This is a genomic window from Campylobacter portucalensis (assembly GCF_009690845.1).
In the GTDB taxonomy this organism is placed as follows: Bacteria; Campylobacterota; Campylobacteria; order Campylobacterales; family Campylobacteraceae; genus Campylobacter_B; species Campylobacter_B portucalensis.
Genome location: NZ_VWSJ01000012.1, coordinates 36,596 through 60,398, shown reverse-complemented (window position 1 = coordinate 60,398; position 23,803 = coordinate 36,596). Strand labels below are relative to the sequence as shown.

At 26.9% G+C, this 23,803-nt stretch carries 40 protein-coding genes; 24 read left to right on the top strand and 16 right to left on the bottom strand.

Annotated elements, in window-relative coordinates:
• Positions 1–954 precede the first annotated feature (954 nt).
• The 6 genes from F1B92_RS04680 to F1B92_RS04655 all read right to left on the bottom strand — a co-directional run bounded on the left by F1B92_RS04680 (position 955) and on the right by F1B92_RS04655 (position 4,259).
• On the bottom strand, positions 955–1,950 hold the full coding sequence (locus F1B92_RS04680) for a beta-ketoacyl-ACP synthase III (RefSeq protein WP_154570729.1): 996 nt from the start codon (positions 1,948–1,950) through the stop codon (positions 955–957).
• Between the two features lie 2 nt (positions 1,951–1,952).
• On the bottom strand, positions 1,953–2,951 hold the full coding sequence (plsX, locus tag F1B92_RS04675; RefSeq protein ID WP_154570728.1) for a phosphate acyltransferase PlsX: 999 nt from the start codon (positions 2,949–2,951) through the stop codon (positions 1,953–1,955).
• A complete protein-coding gene (gene rpmF / locus F1B92_RS04670; protein ID WP_005871250.1) occupies positions 2,951–3,097 on the bottom strand; it encodes a 50S ribosomal protein L32 in 147 nt (48 codons plus the stop codon). The genes plsX and rpmF overlap by 1 nt, the downstream gene beginning before the upstream one ends.
• Before the next feature lie 20 nt (positions 3,098–3,117).
• A complete protein-coding gene (locus F1B92_RS04665) occupies positions 3,118–3,456 on the bottom strand; it encodes a YceD family protein (RefSeq protein WP_154570727.1) in 339 nt (112 codons plus the stop codon).
• Between the two features lie 4 nt (positions 3,457–3,460).
• The gene (gene ndk, locus F1B92_RS04660) at positions 3,461–3,874 is read right to left on the bottom strand and encodes a nucleoside-diphosphate kinase (RefSeq protein WP_326833093.1); all 414 of its coding nucleotides are present in this window, start codon (positions 3,872–3,874) and stop codon (positions 3,461–3,463) included.
• 100 nt (positions 3,875–3,974) lie between these two features.
• Positions 3,975–4,259 (bottom strand): DUF362 domain-containing protein, encoded by a 285-nt coding sequence (locus tag F1B92_RS04655; RefSeq protein WP_154570726.1) that lies wholly within the window; start codon positions 4,257–4,259, stop codon positions 3,975–3,977.
• A 180-nt stretch (positions 4,260–4,439) separates the two neighbouring features.
• On the opposite strand from F1B92_RS04655, the gene F1B92_RS04650 reads away from it, so the two are divergent.
• From F1B92_RS04650 to F1B92_RS04590, 13 genes are all read left to right on the top strand, one after another.
• On the top strand, positions 4,440–5,036 hold the full coding sequence (locus F1B92_RS04650; protein ID WP_154570725.1) for a peroxiredoxin: 597 nt from the start codon (positions 4,440–4,442) through the stop codon (positions 5,034–5,036).
• Between the two features lie 127 nt (positions 5,037–5,163).
• On the top strand, positions 5,164–5,967 hold the full coding sequence (locus F1B92_RS04645; protein ID WP_154570724.1) for a transporter substrate-binding domain-containing protein: 804 nt from the start codon (positions 5,164–5,166) through the stop codon (positions 5,965–5,967).
• 333 nt (positions 5,968–6,300) lie between these two features.
• Positions 6,301–6,534 (top strand): hypothetical protein, encoded by a 234-nt coding sequence (locus F1B92_RS04640; RefSeq protein WP_195836288.1) that lies wholly within the window; start codon positions 6,301–6,303, stop codon positions 6,532–6,534.
• A gap of 76 nt (positions 6,535–6,610) precedes the next feature.
• Positions 6,611–7,087 carry a hypothetical protein gene (locus F1B92_RS04635; protein WP_154570722.1) on the top strand — a complete coding sequence of 159 codons (477 nt, stop codon included), beginning with the start codon at positions 6,611–6,613 and terminating at the stop codon, positions 7,085–7,087.
• Complete coding sequence (locus tag F1B92_RS04630; RefSeq protein WP_154570721.1) at positions 7,084–7,254, top strand: hypothetical protein; 171 nt, start codon at positions 7,084–7,086, stop codon at positions 7,252–7,254. The genes F1B92_RS04635 and F1B92_RS04630 overlap by 4 nt, the downstream gene beginning before the upstream one ends.
• Positions 7,251–7,694, top strand: coding sequence for a DUF1018 domain-containing protein (locus tag F1B92_RS04625; RefSeq protein ID WP_154570720.1), 444 nt, complete (start codon positions 7,251–7,253; stop codon positions 7,692–7,694). The genes F1B92_RS04630 and F1B92_RS04625 overlap by 4 nt, the downstream gene beginning before the upstream one ends.
• Positions 7,695–7,883 carry a hypothetical protein gene (locus F1B92_RS04620; protein ID WP_154570719.1) on the top strand — a complete coding sequence of 63 codons (189 nt, stop codon included), beginning with the start codon at positions 7,695–7,697 and terminating at the stop codon, positions 7,881–7,883. It begins immediately after the preceding gene.
• A 7-nt stretch (positions 7,884–7,890) separates the two neighbouring features.
• Positions 7,891–9,093, top strand: coding sequence for a structural protein (locus F1B92_RS04615; protein WP_154570718.1), 1,203 nt, complete (start codon positions 7,891–7,893; stop codon positions 9,091–9,093).
• Positions 9,081–9,404: a hypothetical protein gene (locus F1B92_RS04610; RefSeq protein ID WP_229770929.1), complete on the top strand. Its 324-nt coding sequence runs from the start codon at positions 9,081–9,083 to the stop codon at positions 9,402–9,404. The genes F1B92_RS04615 and F1B92_RS04610 overlap by 13 nt, the downstream gene beginning before the upstream one ends.
• A gap of 10 nt (positions 9,405–9,414) precedes the next feature.
• Positions 9,415–9,642, top strand: a complete 228-nt coding sequence (locus F1B92_RS04605; protein WP_154570716.1) for a hypothetical protein — start codon at positions 9,415–9,417, stop codon at positions 9,640–9,642.
• A 13-nt stretch (positions 9,643–9,655) separates the two neighbouring features.
• Entirely contained in the window at positions 9,656–10,084 is a 429-nt protein-coding gene (locus F1B92_RS04600) for a hypothetical protein (RefSeq protein ID WP_154570715.1), read from the top strand.
• Positions 10,085–10,741: 657 nt separating this feature from the next.
• Entirely contained in the window at positions 10,742–10,891 is a 150-nt protein-coding gene (locus tag F1B92_RS04595; RefSeq protein WP_154570714.1) for a hypothetical protein, read from the top strand.
• Positions 10,892–10,918: 27 nt separating this feature from the next.
• The gene (locus F1B92_RS04590) at positions 10,919–11,602 is read left to right on the top strand and encodes a Rha family transcriptional regulator (RefSeq protein WP_154570713.1); all 684 of its coding nucleotides are present in this window, start codon (positions 10,919–10,921) and stop codon (positions 11,600–11,602) included.
• 201 nt (positions 11,603–11,803) lie between these two features.
• On the opposite strand, the gene F1B92_RS04585 is transcribed toward F1B92_RS04590, so the two are convergent.
• The 7 genes from F1B92_RS04585 to F1B92_RS04550 form a co-directional block, all read right to left on the bottom strand.
• The gene (locus tag F1B92_RS04585; protein ID WP_154570712.1) at positions 11,804–12,748 is read right to left on the bottom strand and encodes a phage late control D family protein; all 945 of its coding nucleotides are present in this window, start codon (positions 12,746–12,748) and stop codon (positions 11,804–11,806) included.
• 3 nt (positions 12,749–12,751) lie between these two features.
• Positions 12,752–12,946, bottom strand: coding sequence for a tail protein X (locus F1B92_RS04580; RefSeq protein WP_154570711.1), 195 nt, complete (start codon positions 12,944–12,946; stop codon positions 12,752–12,754).
• A complete protein-coding gene (locus F1B92_RS04575; protein WP_154570710.1) occupies positions 12,933–13,232 on the bottom strand; it encodes a phage tail protein in 300 nt (99 codons plus the stop codon). Before F1B92_RS04575 ends, F1B92_RS04580 begins: the two co-directional genes overlap by 14 nt.
• 258 nt (positions 13,233–13,490) lie before the next feature.
• Positions 13,491–13,613: a hypothetical protein gene (locus F1B92_RS09335; RefSeq protein WP_268233919.1), complete on the bottom strand. Its 123-nt coding sequence runs from the start codon at positions 13,611–13,613 to the stop codon at positions 13,491–13,493.
• A gap of 292 nt (positions 13,614–13,905) precedes the next feature.
• Positions 13,906–14,250, bottom strand: a complete 345-nt coding sequence (locus F1B92_RS04565) for a hypothetical protein (RefSeq protein ID WP_154570708.1) — start codon at positions 14,248–14,250, stop codon at positions 13,906–13,908.
• A 108-nt stretch (positions 14,251–14,358) separates the two neighbouring features.
• Positions 14,359–14,535: a hypothetical protein gene (locus F1B92_RS04560; protein ID WP_154570707.1), complete on the bottom strand. Its 177-nt coding sequence runs from the start codon at positions 14,533–14,535 to the stop codon at positions 14,359–14,361.
• Positions 14,536–16,588: 2,053 nt separating this feature from the next.
• The gene (locus F1B92_RS04550; protein WP_154570706.1) at positions 16,589–16,864 is read right to left on the bottom strand and encodes a type II toxin-antitoxin system RelE family toxin; all 276 of its coding nucleotides are present in this window, start codon (positions 16,862–16,864) and stop codon (positions 16,589–16,591) included.
• A 371-nt stretch (positions 16,865–17,235) separates the two neighbouring features.
• On the opposite strand from F1B92_RS04550, the gene F1B92_RS09330 reads away from it, so the two are divergent.
• Both F1B92_RS09330 and F1B92_RS04545 read left to right on the top strand, forming a co-directional pair.
• Positions 17,236–17,361, top strand: a complete 126-nt coding sequence (locus tag F1B92_RS09330; protein ID WP_268233918.1) for a hypothetical protein — start codon at positions 17,236–17,238, stop codon at positions 17,359–17,361.
• 389 nt (positions 17,362–17,750) lie between these two features.
• Positions 17,751–18,227: a hypothetical protein gene (locus F1B92_RS04545; protein ID WP_154570705.1), complete on the top strand. Its 477-nt coding sequence runs from the start codon at positions 17,751–17,753 to the stop codon at positions 18,225–18,227.
• Between the two features lie 28 nt (positions 18,228–18,255).
• Here the strand turns inward: F1B92_RS04545 and F1B92_RS04540 are convergent, their stop codons facing one another.
• From F1B92_RS04540 to F1B92_RS04530, 3 genes are all read right to left on the bottom strand, one after another.
• Positions 18,256–18,690 carry a hypothetical protein gene (locus F1B92_RS04540; protein WP_154570704.1) on the bottom strand — a complete coding sequence of 145 codons (435 nt, stop codon included), beginning with the start codon at positions 18,688–18,690 and terminating at the stop codon, positions 18,256–18,258.
• A complete protein-coding gene (locus F1B92_RS04535) occupies positions 18,687–18,830 on the bottom strand; it encodes a hypothetical protein (RefSeq protein WP_154570703.1) in 144 nt (47 codons plus the stop codon). The genes F1B92_RS04540 and F1B92_RS04535 overlap by 4 nt, the downstream gene beginning before the upstream one ends.
• Positions 18,831–19,243: 413 nt before the next feature.
• On the bottom strand, positions 19,244–19,480 hold the full coding sequence (locus F1B92_RS04530) for a hypothetical protein (protein ID WP_154570702.1): 237 nt from the start codon (positions 19,478–19,480) through the stop codon (positions 19,244–19,246).
• Positions 19,481–19,977: 497 nt separating this feature from the next.
• Between F1B92_RS04530 and F1B92_RS09160 the strand changes: the two genes are divergently transcribed.
• The 9 genes from F1B92_RS09160 to F1B92_RS04500 all read left to right on the top strand — a co-directional run bounded on the left by F1B92_RS09160 (position 19,978) and on the right by F1B92_RS04500 (position 23,793).
• The gene (locus F1B92_RS09160) at positions 19,978–20,559 is read left to right on the top strand and encodes a DNA methyltransferase (protein WP_229770928.1); all 582 of its coding nucleotides are present in this window, start codon (positions 19,978–19,980) and stop codon (positions 20,557–20,559) included.
• 96 nt (positions 20,560–20,655) lie between these two features.
• Positions 20,656–20,880, top strand: a complete 225-nt coding sequence (locus tag F1B92_RS04520; protein ID WP_154570701.1) for a hypothetical protein — start codon at positions 20,656–20,658, stop codon at positions 20,878–20,880.
• Positions 20,873–21,157 (top strand): DNA methyltransferase, encoded by a 285-nt coding sequence (locus F1B92_RS09155; RefSeq protein ID WP_229770927.1) that lies wholly within the window; start codon positions 20,873–20,875, stop codon positions 21,155–21,157. The genes F1B92_RS04520 and F1B92_RS09155 overlap by 8 nt, the downstream gene beginning before the upstream one ends.
• 18 nt (positions 21,158–21,175) lie before the next feature.
• Entirely contained in the window at positions 21,176–21,331 is a 156-nt protein-coding gene (locus F1B92_RS09150) for a hypothetical protein (RefSeq protein WP_229770926.1), read from the top strand.
• A 429-nt stretch (positions 21,332–21,760) separates the two neighbouring features.
• A complete protein-coding gene (locus F1B92_RS04510) occupies positions 21,761–22,714 on the top strand; it encodes a DEAD/DEAH box helicase family protein (protein WP_407643633.1) in 954 nt (317 codons plus the stop codon).
• Positions 22,715–22,912, top strand: a complete 198-nt coding sequence (locus F1B92_RS09145) for a hypothetical protein (RefSeq protein ID WP_229770923.1) — start codon at positions 22,715–22,717, stop codon at positions 22,910–22,912.
• Positions 22,848–23,060, top strand: a complete 213-nt coding sequence (locus F1B92_RS09140) for a hypothetical protein (protein ID WP_229770922.1) — start codon at positions 22,848–22,850, stop codon at positions 23,058–23,060. The genes F1B92_RS09145 and F1B92_RS09140 overlap by 65 nt, the downstream gene beginning before the upstream one ends.
• Positions 23,029–23,436 carry a hypothetical protein gene (locus tag F1B92_RS04505; RefSeq protein WP_154570700.1) on the top strand — a complete coding sequence of 136 codons (408 nt, stop codon included), beginning with the start codon at positions 23,029–23,031 and terminating at the stop codon, positions 23,434–23,436. The genes F1B92_RS09140 and F1B92_RS04505 overlap by 32 nt, the downstream gene beginning before the upstream one ends.
• 30 nt (positions 23,437–23,466) lie before the next feature.
• The gene (locus tag F1B92_RS04500) at positions 23,467–23,793 is read left to right on the top strand and encodes a hypothetical protein (RefSeq protein ID WP_154570699.1); all 327 of its coding nucleotides are present in this window, start codon (positions 23,467–23,469) and stop codon (positions 23,791–23,793) included.
• The last annotated feature ends 10 nt before the right edge of the window (positions 23,794–23,803 follow it).

The window sequence follows — 23,803 nt, the reverse complement described above, 5'->3', positions numbered from 1 at the left end:
TATTTTTAAAAAATTAATAAAAATTTTAAAGAGCTATGATAAATAAAAAAATATTTTAGAAAAAATTTGCCTAGAAGTACTGAAATTTTTTAAAGTTTTATGAATACTGTCTAAAAATACATCAATCCTGAAAATCAAGAGAGTTATTACTATAACTTTGCTGCAAAATATAATATTAAAAAGCAGATTCTTTGTTTTTTATAGCTGTAAAAAATATAGTTAAATTTGAGAGGTTTGTTTGAATACTTGCTATAAATAATAAATTTTAATCAAAATCATAAAAACAGATATTTGCTTTAATGGGCTACAAAAAGGCGATTTTGCATAAATTTTTTGCGGAGTATTGCAAAAATATTTACTAAATTTAATAACTAAAATACAATTTTTCATCCAAAAGAGTGCGAATTTAATAAACAATTTATGTACAAAATGCTGCCAATATTGCTTAAAAAGTAGTTGCGTTTTTTTAATTTATTAATCTAAAATAAGAGATTAGTTTGCAAAATATGATTTAAAAAGATATGAATACGTAATTTAAAGTCGCTAGATTAAAAATTATATCTTTTGGATTTTATGTTTATTGATATTTTTAAAAATTCTACTATTATAAACTTTTTAAATAGATATAGAATTTAGAAATAATAAAAAATTTATAATAAAATTAAATCTTAATCGTTTAAATTTTAGAAACAACATACTTACTTTTTTAAAATAGTATTTATTATGTATGTAATATGATAATTTAATTCATTAGCTATAAAATTTAAATAAGTATTTTATTGATAATAAATCTATGAGTTACATTAAATTTATTGGTATTTGTTAATTTTTATTAATGCTCAATTCTAGACTGAAAATTTAACAATCTCTTAAACCTCTATTTACGTTTTTTTTGATGGTAATATATTTTTAAAATAGAGTGTTTTAAAAATACAGGATTTTAATTATATCAATTTACTTTCCACCAAATTTAAGAAGAGCTGACCCCCATGTAAAGCCACCACCAAAAGCGTCAAGAAGCATTAAATCTCCATTTTTAAGTTTATTATTTTCATATGCAAAATTCATTGCCATTGGTATGGATGCAGAGCTTGTATTTCCAAATCTATCAACAGTAATTATACATTGTTCATCTTTTAAATTTAATTTTTGTTTCACAGCATTAATTATTCTTAAATTTGCTTGATGAGGTATGAATAAATCGATATCTTTGCTTGAAATTTGATTTTTTTTGAGTATATCTTCGACATCTTTGCTTAAAGTATTGACAGCTATTCTAAAAACTTCATTTCCTTTCATATGAATAAATTGCAAATTTTGCGATAAATTTTCTAAATTTGCAGGATTTGCCGAGCCGCATCCTGGTGTTATCAATAAATCATTTTTACTCCCATCGCTTGCAGTGTGAGTGTCAATTATAAAATTTTCATCTTTTGAAGCCGAAATTACAGCAGCTCCAGCACCATCTCCAAATAAAATGCAAGTGCTTCTATCATTCCAATTTACGATTGAGCTTAATTTTTCAGCACCAATTATCAATATATTTTTTTTAAGACCACTTTGTATAAATGATTTAGCTATTTCTAGTAAATATATAAATCCTGTGCAAGCTGCACTTATATCAAACGCAGTAATACCATAAATACCCAATTTATGGGCTATTTTGCAAGCAGTTGATGGCATACATAAATGATCTGGTGAAATCGTAGCACAAATTATGCAGTCAATATCATCAACGTTTAAATTTGATCTTTTTATTGCTAACTTTGCTGCTTTATATCCTAGATCACTTGTTGATTCGTTTTTATTTGCTATATAGCGAGTTTTAATCCCTGTTCTTTTTACTATCCACTCATCGCTAGTTTCTACCATTCTTTCTAAATCTTGATTTGATAATAGTAAATCAGGAACATACGCTGATATGGATATTAAAGAGGCTTTGATTGACATTTTTAACCTTGTAAATTTTTAAATTTTCCAAGTTCGTTTTCTATATTTTCATAAATATTAGAATTTGAAAATTTCAGTGCTTGAAATATAGCATTTTTTATAGCCTTAGGGCTACTCTTTCCATGGCTTATAATAGTGCATTTTTTAACACCTAAAAGCGGTGCTCCACCATACTCATCGTAATCTATATTTTTTTTAACTTTTTTAAAAACACTTTTCATTAAAGTTACACCCAGTATGGCAACTATTGACTTTTTAACTTCTTTTTTGATTAAATTTGTAACTGCAGATGCAACACCTTCACTTGCTTTTAGCACGATATTGCCCACAAACCCATCGCAAATAGCTACATCAACACTTCCATCAAAAATTTCACTACCTTCGCAATTTCCTATAAAAGTTGGTAAATTTTTGAGTAATTTATGTGCTGATTTTGTAATTTCATCACCCTTAGAATCCTCTTCGCCATTTGATAATATACCAATCCTTGGGCTTTTGATACTCATTATAGATTTAGCATATGCCTCGCCCATAACTCCAAACTGAAACAGATGCTCACTCTTGCAATCAACATTTGCTCCAACATCTAAAACTAAGGTTCTGCCAGATTTTGAATTTGGCATTAAGGTAGCAATAGCAGGTCTTAAGACATTTTTTAATCTTCCTATTCTTAGAGTTGCCAAACTCATAGTAGCACCACTATGTCCAGCCGAAACAATAGCTTCACAAATTCCATCTCTTACTAAATCTATCGCTTTAAAAATACTAGTATCTTTCTTCTTTAAAACATCAGTAGCTCCCTCTTTCATTTCAAATATTTCATCTGCTTGAATGAGAGTTATTTTTTCTTTAAATTCAGTAGGTATAAATGGACCCATAATCTTTTCATCACCAACCAAATAAGCGTGGAATTCACACTCTTTTAGAGCTTGTATCACGCCTTGTATGATTGGTTCGCAACCAAAGTCTCCGCCCATAGCATCTATTGCTATTTTAGTCATTAGTATTCGCCAGTTGTTTTATTTATGCGGTGTGGTATTTTCCAGCTACCATCTTTGTCTTTTACAGGAATTGGAAGTGTAACTTTGTAGTGTGTTCTTCTTTTTGCTGCACGAGTTTTGCTAACTCTTCTCTTTGGAACTGCCATAATTTTCTCCTTTATAAAATTTATTTACATTTTTCACAATAAAAATAGTCGCTTTTTAAAAGCTCTATCTCGCTATTTAAAACTTCTTTTAAATCAATCTCTCCATCAAAAAATTCAATCACATCTTCTAAAATTTCTGATTTGTAAATTCCATCACTTAAAACTAAATTTACCCTTTCATTTAAATTTAGAAAAATTTCATCTCCACATCTATCACATTGATGAGTTATTTTACCAACTATCTTTCCATTTAAATCTACTAAATTTTGAGATTTTTTCAGCAAGTATCCGCTAAAATTAAGTTCATCTCTTTCTATAGAAAAAGGAAGATTGTTGATTTTTGAGAAAGATATCTTCAAAGTTTTATAAAATTTCTCTCTTTGAAAAGAAAAATGCTATCTCAATGTTTGCATTTTCTATACTATCACTTCCATGAATTGCATTTGCATCAATGCTATCTGCAAAATCAGCCCTTATTGTGCCTTTTTCTGCTTGTTTTGGATCTGTTGCACCCATTAACTCCCTATTTTTAACGACAGCATTTTCTCCTTCTAAAACCATAACCACAACAGGACCACTTGTCATAAATTCAACTAAATCATTAAAAAATGGTCTATCTTTATGAACTGCATAAAATTTACTTGCTTCACATTTGCTTAACCATAATTTTTTAGTAGCAGCAATTCTTAAGCCATTGCTTTCAAATCTATCGATAATTTTACCTACAACGCCTTTTTTTACTGCATCTGGTTTGATAATAGATAAAGTTTGTTGCACAAAAAACTCCTTAAAATTTAATGTAAAATAATATCAAGAGAGTGAGTATATCAAATTTAATGTTAAAAAAAGATAAAAGCCCAAAATTTTGGGCTAAATTTTATACAACCACTGGTGTATCGCCATTTCTTAGATCTAATGCTATTTCATTTCTGCTTGGTTTGCCACTAACAATATCACTCCACACGATACAGCCATCAGTTGGACAGGCTGTAGCACAGGCTGGTTCATCATTATGTCCCACGCATTCTACGCACTTATTGGCATAAACATAATAAATATCTTCTCCAGCTGGATTCTCACTATCATCTACAATAGCTTCAACTGGACACTCATCTATACAGGATCCACAACTTATACAAATATCAGTAATTAAAACTGCCATAATTTCTCCTCGTTTTTATGATAAATGAGATGGTATTTTATCATAATTGAGTTTAAATAATAATAAAGATATAAATTTAAAATTTTATTTTTTAATATTACAAAAAATGGTAATAATTTATTTTTGATTAAAAATAAGTATATATAATTCTCAAACAATAATTATTATTAAGGAGAAAATATGTTAGTAACAAAAAAAGCACCTGATTTTACAGCTACAGCGGTATTGGGAAACAATCAAATAGTTGAGGATTTTAACCTCTATAAAAATTTAGGTACAAATGGAGCGGTAGTATTTTTTTATCCAAAAGATTTTACATTTGTTTGCCCTAGTGAAATAATTGCTTTTGATCATAGATATCAAGACTTTAAAGATAGAGGAATTGAAGTTATTGGAATTAGTACTGATAATGAGTTTTCACATCTTGCATGGAAAAACACTCCAGTAAATCAAGGTGGTATTGGTCAAGTAAAATATCCGTTGGTTGCAGATATAACAAAACAAATCTCAAGAGATTTTGATGTTTTATACGCTGATGCAGTAGCTTTAAGAGGCTCATTTTTACTAGATAAAGATGGCACTGTTAGACATATGGTTTTAAACGATGACGCTCTTGGAAGAAATATCGATGAGATGATTAGAATGGTTGATACTATGATTTTTACAAATGAAAATGGCGTTGTATGTCCAGCTGGATGGAATAAAGGCGATAAAGGAATGAAAGCTAACCCAGAAGGTGTTGCAGAATATCTTGGAGAAAATGCTGATAAATTATAATAATTTTGAAGAGATTTTTAAATCTCTTCAATCAATTTCAAATTCTATTTAAATACATATCTTATTACTATATTTTTTAATTTTTATGTTATAATTGCTTCATTATTTTTTACCAAAAGGAGTATTTATGTTGCGAGTTTTATCGTCTTTGTTTTTCTTGATTGTTGCGGCTTTTGCTGCAGATTATGATGAAATTTTAAAAAATAAAAATATTAAGATTGGTGTTTCGACAAATATGCCACCATTTTCTAAAATTTCTGGCTCGAAATTTGAGGGGTTTGAGATAGATTTTGCCAAAGCTTTAGTTGAAAAAATTTTTCCAAATGATGTTAAAATTACTTTTGTTGGAGTTGAACAATCAAACAGAAAAGAAGCTGTAAAAAATTCAGAAGTAGATATTTTAATAGCTGCCTATACAAGAAATGAAAACAGAGCAAAAGAGGTTGATTTTTCAATTCCTTATTTTTCTATCATATTAAGCACGGTATCTAAAAAAGCCAGCAATATAAAAAATGAAGCAGATTTAAGATATAAAAAAGTAGCAGTTATTAAAAATACAAACTCGTATTATTATTTGGTAGATAATGGTTATAATATTTTAGAATGTAAGGATAATTTTGATTGTTTTAAAAAAGTAAAAAATGATGAAGCAGTGGCTTTTATGCATAATATCGTTTCTACAGCTACAATTCCTATTATCGATCCGAATTTTGAAGTATCTTTGAAATTTCCAAAACTATCTTTTATGGATTGTGTCGCTACACAAAAAGGTAACACTACTCTTATAGAAAAGATAAATAAAAGTATTATAGAGTTATCAAAAGAGGGATTTTTTAGACAAAATTATGAAAATACTTTTGCTACATTTTATAAAGGTAAATTAGATAAAAAATATTTTATTTTAGATGATTTTTATAGCCTTATATTTTAATTAAATTTAAATAAAATGAGATTATTAATATTTGTTACTATAATCAAGATTTTGGATTTTTAAAATATAGCATTTAAATAAATTAAAAATAATTTTAGTTTTTTGCGTGCAAACAGATCAAATTCTTAAAGTTAGCAAAATTAATTGCAAAAATTTAAATAGAAGCGATATTTTTTATAAATTTCTGTCAAATCTCACAAAAAAGGTAAAAAATTCTCATTTTTTACCTTAAAGTAAAAAATCTTTCCTTAAAATGTTGCGAATTTAATATAAATATTAAATTAGAAGAAGATTTTAAACTGGTGTGGAATATATCCCATAGAATTGATATATATGACATTATATGAGTTTAGAAAACAGTATAATATAACAGTTAAAGATTTATCTGAAACTCTTGGAGTTACAGAAAATTATATTAAAAATAAAGGAAGCAAAGATATAAAAGATCTTAGTTTTCAAATTCAAGCAAATATAAAGCTTTTTGAAGAAAATAGAGAATTAAAAAATAATAACAAAGTTTTAAAAAATCTTTTAAAGGGTGATAAAAGCCCTTTAAATTTATTTTAACAAATTATAATCAACACTATTTAAAAAAATGAAATTTTGTAAAAACTCAATTTCATTAATTGACTCTTCCATTTATATGGATTCTTTTAGGGGTGAGTTTGTAAGCACAGAATTAGCGATGTTTAGAGCCATAAAAGCATATAAAAAAGCTTATGCGTTAAATTTCATAAAAAAAGGAAAAGCGTATTTTAAAACGAAAAAAGAAGTAAGAGAATTTATAAAAGAATCTTTTAGAGGTGAGGATCTATTTAGTGGTGGAGATGGCACGCCATACATAGAGGGTGTCATTATATGTGTTGATAAAGATGGAGACTTAAGAAATAAATTTATCGTTAATGAAAACGGCGTTTATAAGCGTCTTGATAGCATTGATGAAGATAGAGTATATGAGTTTTTATTTAAAAACCAGCACAGAATCGGCAAGATAAATTTAATGAGTGTAGAAAAAAAGGAGATAGAAAGCGAAGTTAAAAAAGATTGTGAAGTATTACCGCAAAAAGCGGATGAAAGAATTATACAAATTATGAATAAAATTACAAAGGTTATAAAATGAAACAAATTACAAAAAATATCGAAATGGCAAAAAGCGTAGTAGCAGAAGTTAAATATGGGTTGCATGAAATGATAGAACTTTTAGATGAGATAAATAGAGTAAAAAATGATGAATTTTTATTAGATGAGCTAGAAGATAAAATTTATGAGCTAAAGGAGCTGTTATGACTGAGAAACAAAGAGCTTTTAGAAACAGTTTATTAACTAAAATCCACACTCACTCTTTTTATAAAGGAGCTATTCAAAATTTAGCGTGGGAAGAGTTTTTAAAAAATAGTTTTGGAGTTGAAAGTAGCAAGTTTTTAAGTATAAAAGAACTAATTAGTTTAATTGACTTAATGGATGGTAAAGAGGTAAATTTAAATAAGCCTGACTATAAAGGAAGAAGAGCTATAAATAGTGAAATTTCAACTAAAAAGCAAATTGTAAAAGCTCTATCTTTAAAAGATGAATTAGGCTGGAGCAATGGCAAATGGAGAACTTTTGTGCTAAAATACACTGATAAGATGCTATGGAATGATAAGATGATAAACTCTCTAACCAAAAAAGAGTTAACAACCATCATAAGCATTATGCAAAAGATAAAATCTTGGAGAGAGAAAAACTAAATGATATGTCCTAGATGTGCAAACGAAAAAACGAGTGTTAAAAAAACGATGAAAGGATTTAAAAACACTAGACTTAGGAAGTGCGAGAAGTGTGGGTATGTTTGGCTAACGGAAGAAAAACCAGTAAAAGATAAAGAGATTATAGAATACTTAGAGTATTTAGAGGATATTGGGGAATTTAAAAAGTAGGTAAAAAATGAGATTTTTTAAGAGCTTTACTAGATATAGTATTATAAAAAATAGTGATGATATAGATGTTTTTTTAGAAACTTATGCTAAAGATAAAAAAGAAAATTTAGAAAAAATCTTAGCTGAGATAGTAGATGTTTCTAGCACTAAGACTGATTTAAAGCTTTTAAAAAAACTTTTAATACAAAAGATAGAAAGCTTAAATTTAGATGTTAGCCCTGAATATTTAGAAGCTTTATATATAGCTTTAGCTAAAAAAGCGACTAAAAAAATAGCTTTAAATAGTGTTAAATTTACCTTTGATAGTGTAGATAAAAATGCTATTAATGCTATGAGAAAGGGCTTTTACTGGATGGGGCGTGAGTATAATGAAAAGCTTCAAGTAAGGCTAAAAGATAGGATAGAAAAGGTCTTTACTGGAGAAATTAACGAGATACCAAAAGCTTTAAAAGATGAGTTTGGGGCTATTATAAATGCTGATGAGAGCTATTTTAAAGGCGTGGCTGATCATATAGCACTTCAAAGTTCAAATGTAGCTAGAGTAACACAAGGGGCAAAATATGGAGTAAGCCATTATAAGGTATTGGCTGTAATGGATGATAGAACTAGTGAGATTTGTAGAAGTATGCATGGTAGGATAATAGAAGCTTTTCATCTTGAAAATCAAGTAAATAGCTTGCTAAATGCAAAAAGTATGGCTGATAAGAAAAATGCTGCCATTTGGCAAAACAAAGCATATAATGGCAGAAGTGATAAAATGGCTAGTAACTTTGGACTACCACCATATCACTTTAGATGCAGAACAGAAGTTGTGCCTGTGTGGGTTGAAAGTGAGGAAATTGACGGCGTTATGATGCAAAATACAAGTCCTTTAAGAAGCGATGAAGTTATAAAACATATAGATAAAATGGGGGTTGAGAGAGTGTTAGATAAAAAAGCAGCTAATGGCTATCATGGGTTAAAAGATAGATTAAATAGTAACAAAGAGTTTAAAAAAGATCTCATTAAGGCATTAAATTCTATAACAAACACAGCCCCACACAAAAAAAAGTCTAACCAACTAAACGCAATAAGTAGTAATGGGTATTTTTTAACCTTTGATGGAAATAGGATAATCACAGCTTTTAAGCCTAAAAAAGGACTAAAACAATACTTTAAAGATAGTTCAGTAACATTAAACCAAGAGATTATAAAAAGATGGTGGGTATGATGAGAGAGTTTATTTTATATATAGATGAAACAGAGTGTGGGATGTATCAAAAAGGGTATGATTTATGGGATAATGATGATTATAAAAAATCACTTTGTGCTAAATATACATTTGCTACATACTGCGTAAAAAATGGTAAATTTATGGGTTTTTTTGCTAGTTTTATACAAGATGAAGATATAAAAATAGCTAAAAATGATGAGTTTATGCAAGAAGTTTGCGAGTTTGAAGTGCTTATACACAATACTTTCAAAGAGAAATTTCAAGGTTCTTTTATAGATGCACTAAAGTATATAAAAGAGAATTTTTAAGGGTAAAAGGATGATAAAAATAGAAAAAATAGAGCTTATTAAGGCTGATTTTATAAGCGTAAAATGTAAAAAATGCGGTGGCGAAATAAATATACCTTTTGGTAAAAGGGGTGTAAATTTTTGTGGTGTGTGTGGGGCGGGATTTGGTGTTAGTGTAGTTAGGTACATCGATGATATAGCAAATTTACCAAATGATGAGTTTGTAGAGATTAGCATAATAAAACAGAGTAAGGATTAAAACGGAGATTTAAATGGAAATTAAAAAGCTTAGTGAAGAATTTTTATATAAAATAGGCATAGAAGTATCAAACTTAGCTAAACAAAAAACTGCACCTATTCTAACAGGAAATTTAAAAAGAGATATAAGCGTTAGAAGTGTAAGCCATAAAGAAGTAACCATAGGAAATACAAAAATCACAAGTTACGCTAAATTTGTTCATTACGGCACAGGAGTTTATGGTCCCAAAAAAGCTAAAATAAGAGCTAAAAAGGCAAAAGCTCTAAAAACTCCATATGGATATAAAAAAAGCATAAAAGGTCAAAAGGCTAATCCTTACTTAGAAAATGCTTTAGATGAGTATAGAAATGGCGGTGGTTTAGATAGAGCTGTAAAAAGCTTTGGAAATGAGATAGGTAAAAAGATAAAAGCTGATATAGAAGTAAGGTTTAAACAGCGATAAAATGGGCTTTTATTAAGCTTTTAAAAAGACAAATTTGGCTAAAATCATACTAAATTTAAAGGAATAATATGAGTGAAAAAAATGAGAATTTAATTAAATAAAAAGAAAGGGTCAAGATGAAAACTTTGGATATTATGATTAAAATAGCGGTTTTAATCTATATAATCTCTAAAATCCTTAAAATTTGGTTTTAGAGCTAAGGGCAAAAGCCCTTACTATGTTTAGTCTTGACCTACGAAAATTATACCATAAAGGAGCTAAAAATGAGTGAGATTATAGAAGTTATAGAAGTTTTGTTACTTGCATATATAGCACTTAACATTCACAAATTAAATTTAAAAGGCTAAAAAATGAGTGCAGTTGTTATAAACAGTGTTAAAGTTGAGTTTATAAGTAGAGGTAATGAGATTTTACTACCTCTTTAAAGGTTGTTTAAATCTTTCAAATGATAAGGTTAAAAGATAAAAACACTAACCGCCGTAATCGGTTTGGTTTCTGTTAGGGGTGAGGTAAATCCCCTGAGTTATCTTTTAACTCTTTAATTATACTATCAAGGAGTTAAAATGGTTGATTTAATAAAAAATATTTTAATTTTAGTTTTGGCTTTGCAAGTTGCTTACCTTACATATAAAACAAGGAGGATAAAAGGAGGATAAAATGAAAACACCTAATTTAGAAAGAGAATTTTTAGAAGCAGCTAGGGCTTTTAAAGATGAAAATGGAAACATTGATTTAATGGAGTTATCTTATACGTTATTTGTGTCTCTTAAAAATTTAGCAAACAACCATAAAAAAAATGAAAAATGAAATTTCAAAATTAAGAAAGGATATAAAATGAATAATATAATTATAAATAATGTAGAGGTTGAATTTAAAGTAGTAGATAATAAAGTTTTTGCAAACTCACTACAAGTTGCTGAAGTTTTTGAGAAAAGACATACGCATATTTTAGACACAATAAAAGCTTTACCACAAGATGATTTTACTAAGCCAAATTTTCGGCTGAGTGAATACAAGGACGCAACAGGACGAACTTTACCAATGTATAATCTCACTCGTGATGGTTTTTTTTTATTAGTTATGGGCTTTACAGGAGAGAAAGCCTATAAATGGAAAGTTGAATTTTTAAAAGCGTTTAATAAAATTGATACTATGCTTAAAAGTAAAGAGCTAACTAATACTCCCCACCTAGATAACCTAATTAAAAGCGTTAGCAAGTTAAATTTAAAATTAAGTGAGCTTGATAGTAAAAACAAAGCCCTAGCAAGTGATCTAATCATCGCTAAAGATAAATATACCTCTTTACTTGAAAAGCAAGTAAGCTTACTTGAAAGCAGAAGTGAAGTATCTACTTTATCACAAAACTTAGCTAAAAAAGGCACTCGTCTAAGCCTTGATGAAATTAGTCAAATAAATAAGCTTTATAAAGATGGGCATTCTAAGGCTAAGATTTGTAGGATTTTAGGTAGAAGTGATACAGCTATCAATAACGCCATAAAAAAAGCAAATTTATTTTAAGGATTAAAGATGAGAGAGATATGATACTTCTCACGAAAAATGTAAAAAATGAGAACTTTTTTCATTGATTTTTTAAAGTTTAGCCTTAAAAATTCTAACCATTAAAATATTTAAAAAGATTAAAATTGAAAAGTTGCCAACTCCACTTAAAGATATAAATAAAAAACATTAAACCATTTTTGATAATTTTATAAATTAAATTTATACATTTTCAAACTCAGCTTCTATGAAATATCCACTGCCATCTAAAGTATGAATCACTCTTTTTACTTTAAAAATAGCCTTATTATTATCCCCAAAATCTATCTCCATCTCTCTTCCAGCTCTTAAATCCATCCCTAAAGCCCTTAAATTTTCACTAATTCCACCACTATTTAACGCCCTTAACTTAGCTTCAGCCATCCTATAAGCTTCTGCGTCACTTTTAGGCTTAGGAATTTGCATTTTATAGCTAGTACCACTTCCTATTTTTATGCTTTTTACCTTTCCTTCGTCTATATCTTGCCACTCTACTATGACGCTACTATAGCTATTTTTATTTGCTTCAGTTATGTTTAATTCCACTAAATCGCTTACTTTTAAAGAGACCATTTTACGCCCTTGTTTGATAATAAATTTGTTTTTATTACTCATTAAATACCCAAATTTAATGCAAATATCTAGTAAAAACTCTAAGCTATTTTTATTATCTTGTAAAATATGTTTTATACCCATATCATCACCTTCGCCTTTAAAATTTAGCCCATTTTCACTAGCTATTTTTTTACCTATTTGAAATATAGTTGTATCGCTCCAGGTTCTAGTAAGGCGTCCTTTTATCCCGCCACTAGTTCCTTTATCACTAAAATTTACAGCCGAGGCTCTTACTTCTGTTATGTTTAATTTATAGTCCTTAGTAACACTTAAAACTTCAAAAACTCCACATTTATAAAGCTCATCTACATCATTATTTCTATATCCCAAATATAGCTCTAACTCATCTCCAAATTCAGGCTTTTTATATAACCCAAACACTCTAAAGCTTATCTCATCACTCTCATCGCTTCCGTGAGTGTCAATAAACTCTAAGCTTATTAAATTTTTTGCTAAATTTTCAGTTATATCCTTACCTTTTGCAATAAGCTTAAAATTTGGCTTTCTTACCATCTTCTAGTCCCATAGTGCATTTTCTTTTATAATAGGCTCATCTTTAAAGTTAGGTAGTTTTACTTCATCTCCTACTTTTAAAATAGCTTCTAAATTTGAGTTTGTCTCTAAAACTTTTTCAAAAAATCTTAAATGTCCGTAATGACTAAAAACCACTTTATCAAGTCTATCTTCATCTTTTGCTTTATAAATCTTCATAATCTTTTTCTAACTCCAAACTAAAACTTTGATAAAAAAACCTACCACTATTATCAAACACGTTCATATTTTCTATGATGTTTAAAATAATATATCTTCCTAAATAATCCCCCATGCCACTAACTAAAGGCAAACTAACTCTAAGGCTAGCTAAAGCATAAAGCCCATCTAAAGCCTTGTTTCCATCTTTTCTAAAAGGTAGAGTTTTGCAACTTAAATTTAGACTCTCTCCACCTTTATAAGTGCTAAAAAACGCTTTATAGCTATTAAGCTCAATATTTGTCATAATTTCAACATAATAATTTTTTATAAAGATGTTTTAAAAGTCCCTCTTGCATTGCTTTTGAAACTTTCATATTTGCTTTATCTTTATATACAAAACCTTTATCTGGTGTCATTATCAAGTCTCCGCCAATTTTTTTCTTTTCTTTTTGGGTTTTTAAAAGCTCAGTATTACAATAATTTTTATTTAAAACTAAAAGAAAATTTTCTAATGCTTCATTGATTTTTTCAGCACTGAAAGTATAAAGGGTTGATGAATTGTCTATTGCTCCATTTTTTTGCTTAAACTATACTCTTTACTTTCTAAAAGATTTAAAAATTTCTCAAGCTCTAACTTATATGAAGTGATTTCTTTTGTTCTAAAATTATCTAATGTTTTTATCAAAATAAAAGCAAATGCTATAATTTGTTGAAAAAACCTCATATTTTTCTATCTCTAAGTGTTGTCTTAATTCAGGAAGTATAACATCATCAAAATTTACAATATTTGCTAAAAAATGCTTTAAATTATAATTTGGATTAAAAGAATTATCAAAAAACAATAGCAAGTTCTTTTTTACTAAGAGTTATTTCGTTATTTGAGTCCATATAATTCGCACTCATTTGGAGTTTTGAAACCAATATTTCATAAAATTTAATAGAAAATTTGTTTTGTAAATTGTTGATAATTTTAAAACTTAAATGAGTATAATTTGTTTTTTTTGCCAGCAACAAACTGCTATTTCTTCTGAAAAAGTAGCTTGAAAAATATCAGCTCCTTTAACAGAAATACCTATATCCTTACCATAATCATCTTTTATATCAACAAAAACTTCACTTTCTATTTTATTTTCTTCTTTATTTATAGAATAAAATTTTGGAAATGCTAAAAGTCTTGTGGATTGATAAGAAATAGTTTCTTGTTTTTCAGGATTGTAATAATTTTCTAATTCAAATTTTACCTCTTCTAGTCTTTTAATGCTTGAAATAAAAACTCTTTTCCAATTTCTTTGATTATCTACGAGTATTCTATAAATTTCCATTGGAAATTGTAAAGTTACATCTCCTTTTGGTGGTTCTTTTCTTTGTCTTACAGCATCTTCTAATAGTTTATAAAAAAATTAATATTTTTAAATCTTTTGCATAAATTTTTACAGGACTTTTTTATTGGTTTTTCCATAAATTATAGAATTTGATTTTAGTATTTTTTCAAATTTATACTTTTCATCATCTTTAAATACAAAAACCTCTCCTAAATTGTTATTAAGATTTTCTCTTAAATTTTCATCTTGATTTAATTCTTCATCTGTAAAAAGTGATGTTTGCATAAATTTCCTTATTTAATCATATCAAGTAGTTTATATAAAAAGAACTTAAAACAATATTATTTTCACTTATTACCTACAAAAATTAATAAATTTATATAAATCTGTAGGTAATGAGTGAGAAACATCATATTTTTATTTATCTTGCTAAAGATTTTTAATTTTAGCAATAAAACCTCAATTATTATCTACATAAAAATTTTGTTTTAAAAAGTTCTTTTAATACCGATAAAATAGTAATTTAATTTAACAAAAACATTCGTTATTCACATACTCAAACTACAAACTCTTAAATTTATTATTTTTAAACTGAACATTTCAAAAAAGCAATCAAAAAAAACACCAACTCTTTTAAAAATAGAAGCAAAAGACTTCATTTTATAATCCCTTCTTATTTTAATTAGCTATTTATATTTTTATCTGAAAATTTTTCATAACCTTTTTTACTAACTTCTTTATTTTTGTTTTACAAGTTCTAGTATTGTTTATAAATTATGTATTCTCTTAATGGTTATTTTTTTTTAATTTACTTTAAAAGTTCAGATTTACAAGCCCTGAAAATGTCGTCTATGAAGTATAAACTTAAAAATTAGTAGATCTTTGTTGTTTGAAAAGATAAAAATTCAAATTGTTCTTAATTACTCTCAATTTATCGTCTAAAAGAAAATTTTTACCTTTTTAAACCCTCTTAAAATAACACTTTGTAAAACCCTACACATTTTTATAATTTATAAAAACAAATTTAGCACAGAAAAAATCAAAGTTTTTAACTAAATATAAAACACAAGATTGTTACCCTAAACTCCACAACTTTTAGAAATATAATTTTTAGGGTTTAAACCTGGATATATCACATTTTTTGTTTACAATCTTCAAGTTCTGCGGTCAATTTCGCAATTTCTTTATCTTTTGCTTGTATTTGTATTAATTTGTCTAAAAATTTAAAGATTGTATCATATCCAGTTATTTTCTCGTTTATAATATCGAAATCGTTTTTTTGTGAATTCCAACCATAAATATATTTTTTTTGCCTTCAAAGTTCCAATTTTTAAGTGTTTTATTAAAATCTATAATTTTTATAACTTTTTCCAAATTTTGTTCTTTTGTTTCAAAAGTTTGAATTTGTTTTTTAACTCTTGAATTTTTAAATTTTCATTTTTTTTCTTTTTCAAATTGCTGAATTCTTTCGTTTTCTTCTTTGATTAGTCTTGTATTTTTTCTAGGAGCTTTCGTTTTCTTCTTTTAATCTTTTGTTTTTATCGGTTATTTCTTGTTGTTTTTCTAAATATTTTTTCTTTAATTTTCTAAAAAAATCATCTAATTCGTCTTGGCTCTTGCTTGGATTTACTACTTCTTTCTTTTTTCGCTACTTAATTCACGAAAAAACTCCATTATAAGCACTTTGTTAATATTTTCTTTTTTAAAAACTTCAAATTGTTCTTTTAGTCCTTCTTTGTTTAAAATTTGAGTTTTTAGTTCTTGTTTAGTATTTTTAATTTCTGTTATTTTCCTTTTTCTTTTAACTGTACGTATTTGCGTGGTTCAATGCGTTTTACTCCACTAATTCGCTTATCTATTCCCCTTTTCATTCCTAAAATTTTAGCTACTTCGGTTTTAAGTTTTCTAAGTTTGGCTATTATAAGCTCTCTTTGGCGGTTTTTTCTAGTTTTTTATCTAAGGTAATAATTCCCCCCCCCATATGTGCGTGATGATTAATGTGTTTTTTGCCGTTTTCTGCGTCTATAGCCTTCATATCTGTGTATTGCGATTTGATAACATTGAAAACCGTATTTTTCTTGCAAATATTTTGATAATTTTTCTAGATCTTGCATTGTAGTATTTGGCTTAATATTTACAACAGCCGACCACTCATAGCTTTTTGCTTGAAATTTTTGCCCTATTGTTTTTTTGATAAGCTTTTTTTGCGTCTTTTGCATTTTTATTGCATTCTGTCTTTTTTATTGTCAATCAAATAGCTAGGGGGCAATGTTCTATCATTGTGTTCAGCGTTTATATTAAAACTTTTTTTAAAATTTATACTTGAAATTTGCCCCATTTAGTAATCAACACTCTCTTTTGTAGAAATTTCAATTATATCAATTATTAAAATTTCATCTTGCTTTATGCCAACTACTCGGTAGTGAATACCAACTCTCCAACGCCAACGATTTTCATAACACTCCATTTTTCTTACGTTACTTGTTGCAAATGGATTTTCTGATTTTTCTAGCTCTTTTAAAAAGGTGCGTATTTTTAAACCAGCTTTTAAATTGCCTTTTAAAATTTTATTTAGCTCTCTATCAGCTGAGCGTTTGATTGTGATTTTATACATTCTCGCCCATCTCTTTTTTTAACTTCGGCAATCAATACTTTTTGTTCGTGTTTTGGTAATTTTTTAAATTATGCATCTAATTTTTTTAATTGATGATGCTTCTGAAAGGCTATAAAATTTCGGTTCATCAATTTTACTTTTTGTTTTAGTTCTTAGAAATTTTACTAGTTCTTTTTGTATATTAATTTTGTTTTTAAAATCTTGCTCTAGTTTGTATAATTTTTTTGGCATTAATTAAATTATTAAAAAGCTTTCTTTTATCTATTTTTTCATATTTTTACGTAATCTATTTGCATAAATAATGATTTTATTTTTTATGTTTTGAATTTTTATAGCTCTTGCTGCCAGTAAAAAAGAAAAAAGGTAAATTTGTGTTAATAGTTAAAAGTATAAAATATGATCAAGACGAAGCAACAAAATTAAAAGAAATAATTCAAGATGAAAAATTTAGCACTTATGTAAAAGCTCATATATTTAATTTTAAAAAAAGTAATTAAAGATTGAAATTAGCAAGAGAAACTGCAAAAGCTTATATTTATAGAGCTAATCAAATTAAAAAATAGAACAAGATTACAAGAATCTAATACAAGAGCTAGATACGAGAACGAACGAAACGCAGACTTTACAGACTTTTTTAACACAGCAACAAGAAATTTTAAATCAAATACTAGAGACAGAATACAAGAATTTAAACGAGAATTTACAGAACATATCAAAACAAAACTTAAAGAAATTCGAGATCAGAACCAACGAGATATTAAAAGTAGTCTCGCTGAAGTTAGAAAATTCATAGACAAAAATAAGACAAAATTATTAAAAAAAGTTTTAAGAAAAGATAGGGGAATTAGTAAATAAATTTATGTTATAATTTTTTAAAAGGGTGTATATGAAAAAAATATTTTTTGTTTTTATTTTTATTGGTAGTTTTTTATTTGCTGAAAATTTTAATTTTAATCCAGCAAGTGATAATATTAGCAAGTTGGATAATTTTTGTGCAAAGAGTTATAAATCAGGCATAAAACTTGATAACGATTTAAAAAATATTCAAATTTGTGATAATCAAACGAAAAACGCACTTGATTTTTATGTAAAAAATTGTAATGTAAATAACGCACTTTTTTGTTATTTAGCATCTTTTATATATGAAAATTCAGGTAATCAATTTAATAAATCTTTTAATAATAAAAAAGAAGCTGAAAAATATAGAAATTTGGGTTGTGATTATGGTTATCCAGAAGCGTGTTTGGTAGCTACTTTAGAATATAGCATTAACGGTCAAAAACAGCTTAAAGATAAGTATATGAAAAAATACTGCAAGCTTACAAATTATAAAAGTAAGCTTAATTGTGAAGAATATAAATAAAGGCGATGTTTTTGACATCGCCCAGTAGTTAAAATCCCATGAATTTTAATTCAATATTACCTTTTTCTCTATTTAAAATTTGAATTAAAACTGCATAAGCTAAACTATTTCTTTTTATCAACTTTTTTTCTTCTACAAGTTTATTTTTGGTTATTATAGTAACATCAATGGCACCTAATATTGTTCCATCAAAAATAGCTCCAACCATTGCGACTATAAACTCAATACTGCTACCCATATTTCCTAAAATAGTATTAAAAAGATTAGCAAATTGCACAATTCTAGCATTTCTTACTATTTCTTCGCCTATTTGATTTACTATGTCGATAATGTCTTGAGTTACATCACTCCATTCATGATTATTAACACTATAACCAAGCTCCTCTCTCGTATAAAAAGCACTTAAAAAACCATAAGCAACTTTTTGTTTTTGTTCAAAAGTTAAATTTTCATAATTATTCATTTTTCATCCTTTTTGTAATTTAAATTTTTATTATGTGTGTAAGAATTTGTGTTATGGTCGCCTACACTCACCAAAGCTCCACATCCAACAATTGCAAGAGCGACTAAAAAAGAAAAAACATATTTTTTATTCTTTTTCATAGCTCTCCTTTTTGTAAATTTGCAATTCAGACAAAAGGAGTTAAAAACATTCATATTTTTTTGTAATTCATAAAAATTTAGAACACTAAACACCCAACTAAAAACCTTAAAATTTAAGCATAAAAAACCTGTTCGATTTTTTATAAAACCTTGTAAAAAATACTAGTAATAAAATGATTGTTTTTTGATAATGACTTTTAAAAAGTCTAAGAATGTTAAATAAGTCTCTAAATCTGAATTACAGGGGAAATTATAGCAAATTATACCTTAAAAATTTATATAAAATTTCTTAGATTTTTTTGAATTTTTTCTTGTGTTTTTCTTAGTAAAACAATTGGATTATCAACTTTTTTAAAATTGATTTATCTAAAATTTCAGCATTCCATACAAGGTTAAATTTCAATCTAAATAAGCTATCTACGAAATCCATTTTTAACCCTTATATGTAAATTATCAATTTTTTGCATTGTAACTTCATAGTCTATGTTTTTATAATCTTCATCTATAATTTCTTGCCATAATAACTCTGCTTCTTTTCTTATTTTTTCCATTTCTTCGCTTTTTCCAAATTTTTCTTCATATATAAGAGTATCAGGAACCATTGAAGTGCTAAATTCAAGCAGTATATCTTTTTCCATTAAAGTTGCCATTTTTTATCCTTTATTTTGCATTAATCTAAGAAATTATATAGTTTATTGAGTTTGTATTTGTTTAAAATGTAGGTAATAAGTGAATATTTTGATACTTTTAGTCTATCTTTTATATACTTTTTATGCATAAAAAGTATATTTTTCTAAATAAACCCATATATTAAAATTTATGAAAATTTAAAAACAGCCCTAAATAAATACTATTTTATGGTATTATTTTTTAATTTATTTTTTTAAAAAGGACTAAAAAATATGCAAACTAGTAAACAACTTTTAAAGATATAAAGAATAAATTTCAAACAACCCTGCAAGCTCAAAATTTAGCAATTATAAACGATGAAAAGCTGCTTAATTATATACTTAAATTTTCACCACATAAAGATGAGTTTATAACTTTTTTAGATACTGAATTAAAGGGCTTAGGTTATACTAAATTTCTAAATAAAATTGGACTTTTTAGCGATAATAAATTTTTAAAATCAAATGAAAAAGTTGTATTGAACTCTCCTTTTAAAGATTGTGTTTTGCAAGGCTCTTGCACAAAAGAAGATGATAAAACAAAAGAACTATTTTTTAACAAGACAATAGAAAAAGATGAAATAGATGTTTTATTCGATAAAAAGGTTTTATGTGATTTCCAAATTTATGGAGATGAAAATTTAAATTTAAAAGAAACTTTAAAAAAAGATGATTTTAATTTAATTTTAAAAGGCAATAATCTTTTAGCACTTCATACATTAAAGTCTAAATTTGAAGGAAAAGTAAAGTGCATTTATATTGATCCGCCATATAATACAGGAAATGATAGTTTTAATTATAATAATTCATTTAATCATTCAACTTGGCTAACATTTATGAAAAATAGATTAGAGTTAGCAAAAAGATTATTAAGAGATGATGGGGTTTTTGTGCAATGTGATGATAATGAACAAGCTTATTTAAAAGTTTTAATGGATGAAATTTTTAGGAGAGAGAATTTTGTAGAAAATTTAATAGTAAATTCAGCACCAGCTGGAACACAAAGCTCAAATAATTTTGCCAAACAGCATTCTTATGTATTAATTTATCAAAAAAACTAATAAATTTAAGTATTATAATATTAAATTATCAAAATATGAAATAAATAAAAAATATACCAATGAAGACAAAAATGGCAAATTCTACATAGAGAGAATTTGGAAAAGAGGTATAGGTGGAAAAAAGAAGATGTTTCAAGTTTGCATTTTCCTGTTTATTTTAATAAAGAAAATAACGAAATCATTATTGATGATGAAATAACTAATGTTACCAATAAAGGAGATTATATAAAGATTATTCCTTATCAAACAAAAGTCGTTTTGGGACGCTGGACTTGGGCTAAACAAACAATGCGAGAAAAAAAGAGAATTTTTGATGGTTAAACTTGTGGCAGGAGAGTATAAATTACATAAAAAAGTTTATTCATTCGAAGAACAGGGTACAAAGCTTTATGCTATAATCCCAGCTTCGATTGGTAGGACTGAAATTGGTTCGATAGAAATTAAAAATATTTTAAATCGTAAGGCTTTTAATTATCCAAAGCCAGAGCCACTTATAAAATATTTTATTGAAATTTCTACTCAACCAAACGACATTGTAATGGATTTTTTCTTAGGAAGTGGCACAACTGCAGCAGTTGCTCATAAGATGAATATATAATATATCGGAATTGAGCAGATGGATTATATAGAAAGTGTAAGCATTGAAAGGCTTAAAAAAGTAATTGAAGGTGAGCAAGGCGGAGTTAGTAAAACACTAAATTGGCAAGGTGGTGGAAGTTTTATCTATGCAAAACTTATGCCTTTAATGAAATATTTAAAAAAGAAACTTTAAAAGTAAAAGATGATAAAGAGTTAGATCAAATTTATAAAAAACTTCAAAAAGTTGCTTTTATTGACTATAAGATAAAATTTAAAAGATATAGCCAAAGATAAAGAGTTTGTAAATTTAAGTCTAAGTGAGAAAAAAGAGGTTTTAAATCTTTGTTTAGATAGCAATATGGACTATGTTTTACTAAGCGATATTGATGATGTTGCATATGAGATAGATAACAATACAAAAGCTTTAAATAAAGCATTTTACGGAGAGATATAATGTCTAGTTTATTTGAAGAAAATATTTAAACATATAGTGATAAGCTAGAAAAAGATATAGAAAAATATGGCGTATTTAAAATAGTAACTCATATTACCAGTAATTTAAAAAATGAACTTAGAGAGTATCAAGAAAAAGCCCTGCAGCACTATTTAAAAAAATGAAGAGATAAAAGAACCAAAACGACACCTAATGTTTAATATGGCAACAGGAAGTGGTAATAAGACTATGATAATGGCTGCTTTGATACTTGATTGTTATAAAAAGGGCTACAATAACTTTATCTTTTTTGTAAACTCAGCTGTGATTTTAGAAAAAACTAAGATAAATTTTGCCGATCCAAAATCAAGCAAGTATTTGTATAGTGATGAAATAATAATAATAGACTCAAAAAGATTTGATATAAATATAATAAATAATTTAGTTGAGAGTAAAGAAAATGCAATAAATATTTATTTTAGCACTATTCAAGGACTTTTTTTCCTTTTTACAAATGAGAGAGAAAACTCTATAACGCTTGATGATCTAAAAGGTAAAAAGCTTGTATTTTTAGCCGATGAAGTACATCACTTAAATGCAAGTACAAAAGCAGAAAAAGAAGATGAATTAAGCTGGGAAACCATCATAAAACAAGCATACAATAGCAATCCTAAAAACTTAATGTATGAGTTTAGTGCAACTATTCTAAAAGATAAAAATGTGCTTGAAAAATACAGAGATATTATAGTTTTTAAATATGATCTTAAAAAATTTTGCAATGCAGGATATTCAAAAAGGATTCTTTTATCCAAATATGAAAACAGAGATATTAAAATTAGATTTTTAGGTGCAGTTTTGCTTAGTTTGTATAGGGAAATTTTGGCTAATGATAATAAAATCTCTCTTAAGCCTGTAATTTTATTTAAAAGTGAAACTATTAAAGATTCACAAAGCAATAAGGCTAAATTTGAAAGTTTGATAGAAAATTTAACCAGCAAAGATATAGAGGAGTTTTATTTATTATCGCATAATAATGCTTTGTTTTTACAAAGCAAAGAGTATTTTACAAAGAAATTTGGCAATTCTTTTGCAAAAACTATTGTAAATCTTATAAAAACATCTTTAAAAAAGAAGTTATTTTAGATGCAAAGAATGGAAGCTGAAAAAAATAACCAACTACTTCTTAATAACCTTGAGGATAAAGACAACAATATAAGAGTTATTTTTGCAGTTGATAAACTAAATGAATGTTGGGATGTATTAAATTTATTTGATATTGTTCGTTTGGGAGAAGGTAAAAACAAGCATAGTAACAACACAAGAGGCTCAACTTATAGGTAGAGGTGCAAGATATTTTCCTTTTGGAGATGTTGAAAACAGATATATTAGAAAATTTTATGTTGATTATATTGAAAATCTAAATAAATCAATGGTAGAAAATGGCTTATTTGTAGAGCTTGAAGAAAAAAGAATTACATTTTTCAAATGATATTATAAACTCTGATATTTTTAAAGAAGAGCCTAGTAAAGATACAAATTTTAAAAGATCTATGAGATTAAAAGAGTGTATTGATTTTTCAATATTTCAAAAAGCATTTAATAAAACAGGTCTTAAATTTAGTGAAATTGCAACTAAATTTGGTGTAAAAAGTAGAGCAGAATTTTATGAGTATTTATCAAATTTAGATTTTTTATTTGACAAAGAACAAAAATTCAATATACAAAATAGCTTTAATATATGCGAATATATCCTAAATAATCTTCAAAAAATAATGTTTGAAAAACAAGATGAATATGCAGTAAGCGATTTTAACATAGAAAAATTAGATAAAAAAGCTTTTGAGGATAGAGTAATTGTCAAGTAAAAACTAGATATAAGAGATGCAAGAGAGTGGATGTATTATGATAAATACTCACATGATAGCAATCTTGAGATAGAATTTGTTGAATTTATAGAATCAAGAAAAATGCAAATTGATGCTATATTTAAAGAGTGGATAATTTTTAAAAATGATGGCTTTAGGGGGTTTAAAATTTTTGACAATAGAAAAGATGGTGATACTTATGGGCTTGGATTTAAACCTGATTTTATATTTTTCGGTATTAAAAAAGATGAAGCCGATAATGGAGATTTAACTGCCGAGTATATCTTTGAGCCAAAAGGTGGGCATTTATCAGGTGATAGCAAAGGGATAGATAGCTGGAAAGAGAAATTGCTTTAATTTCTTGGTG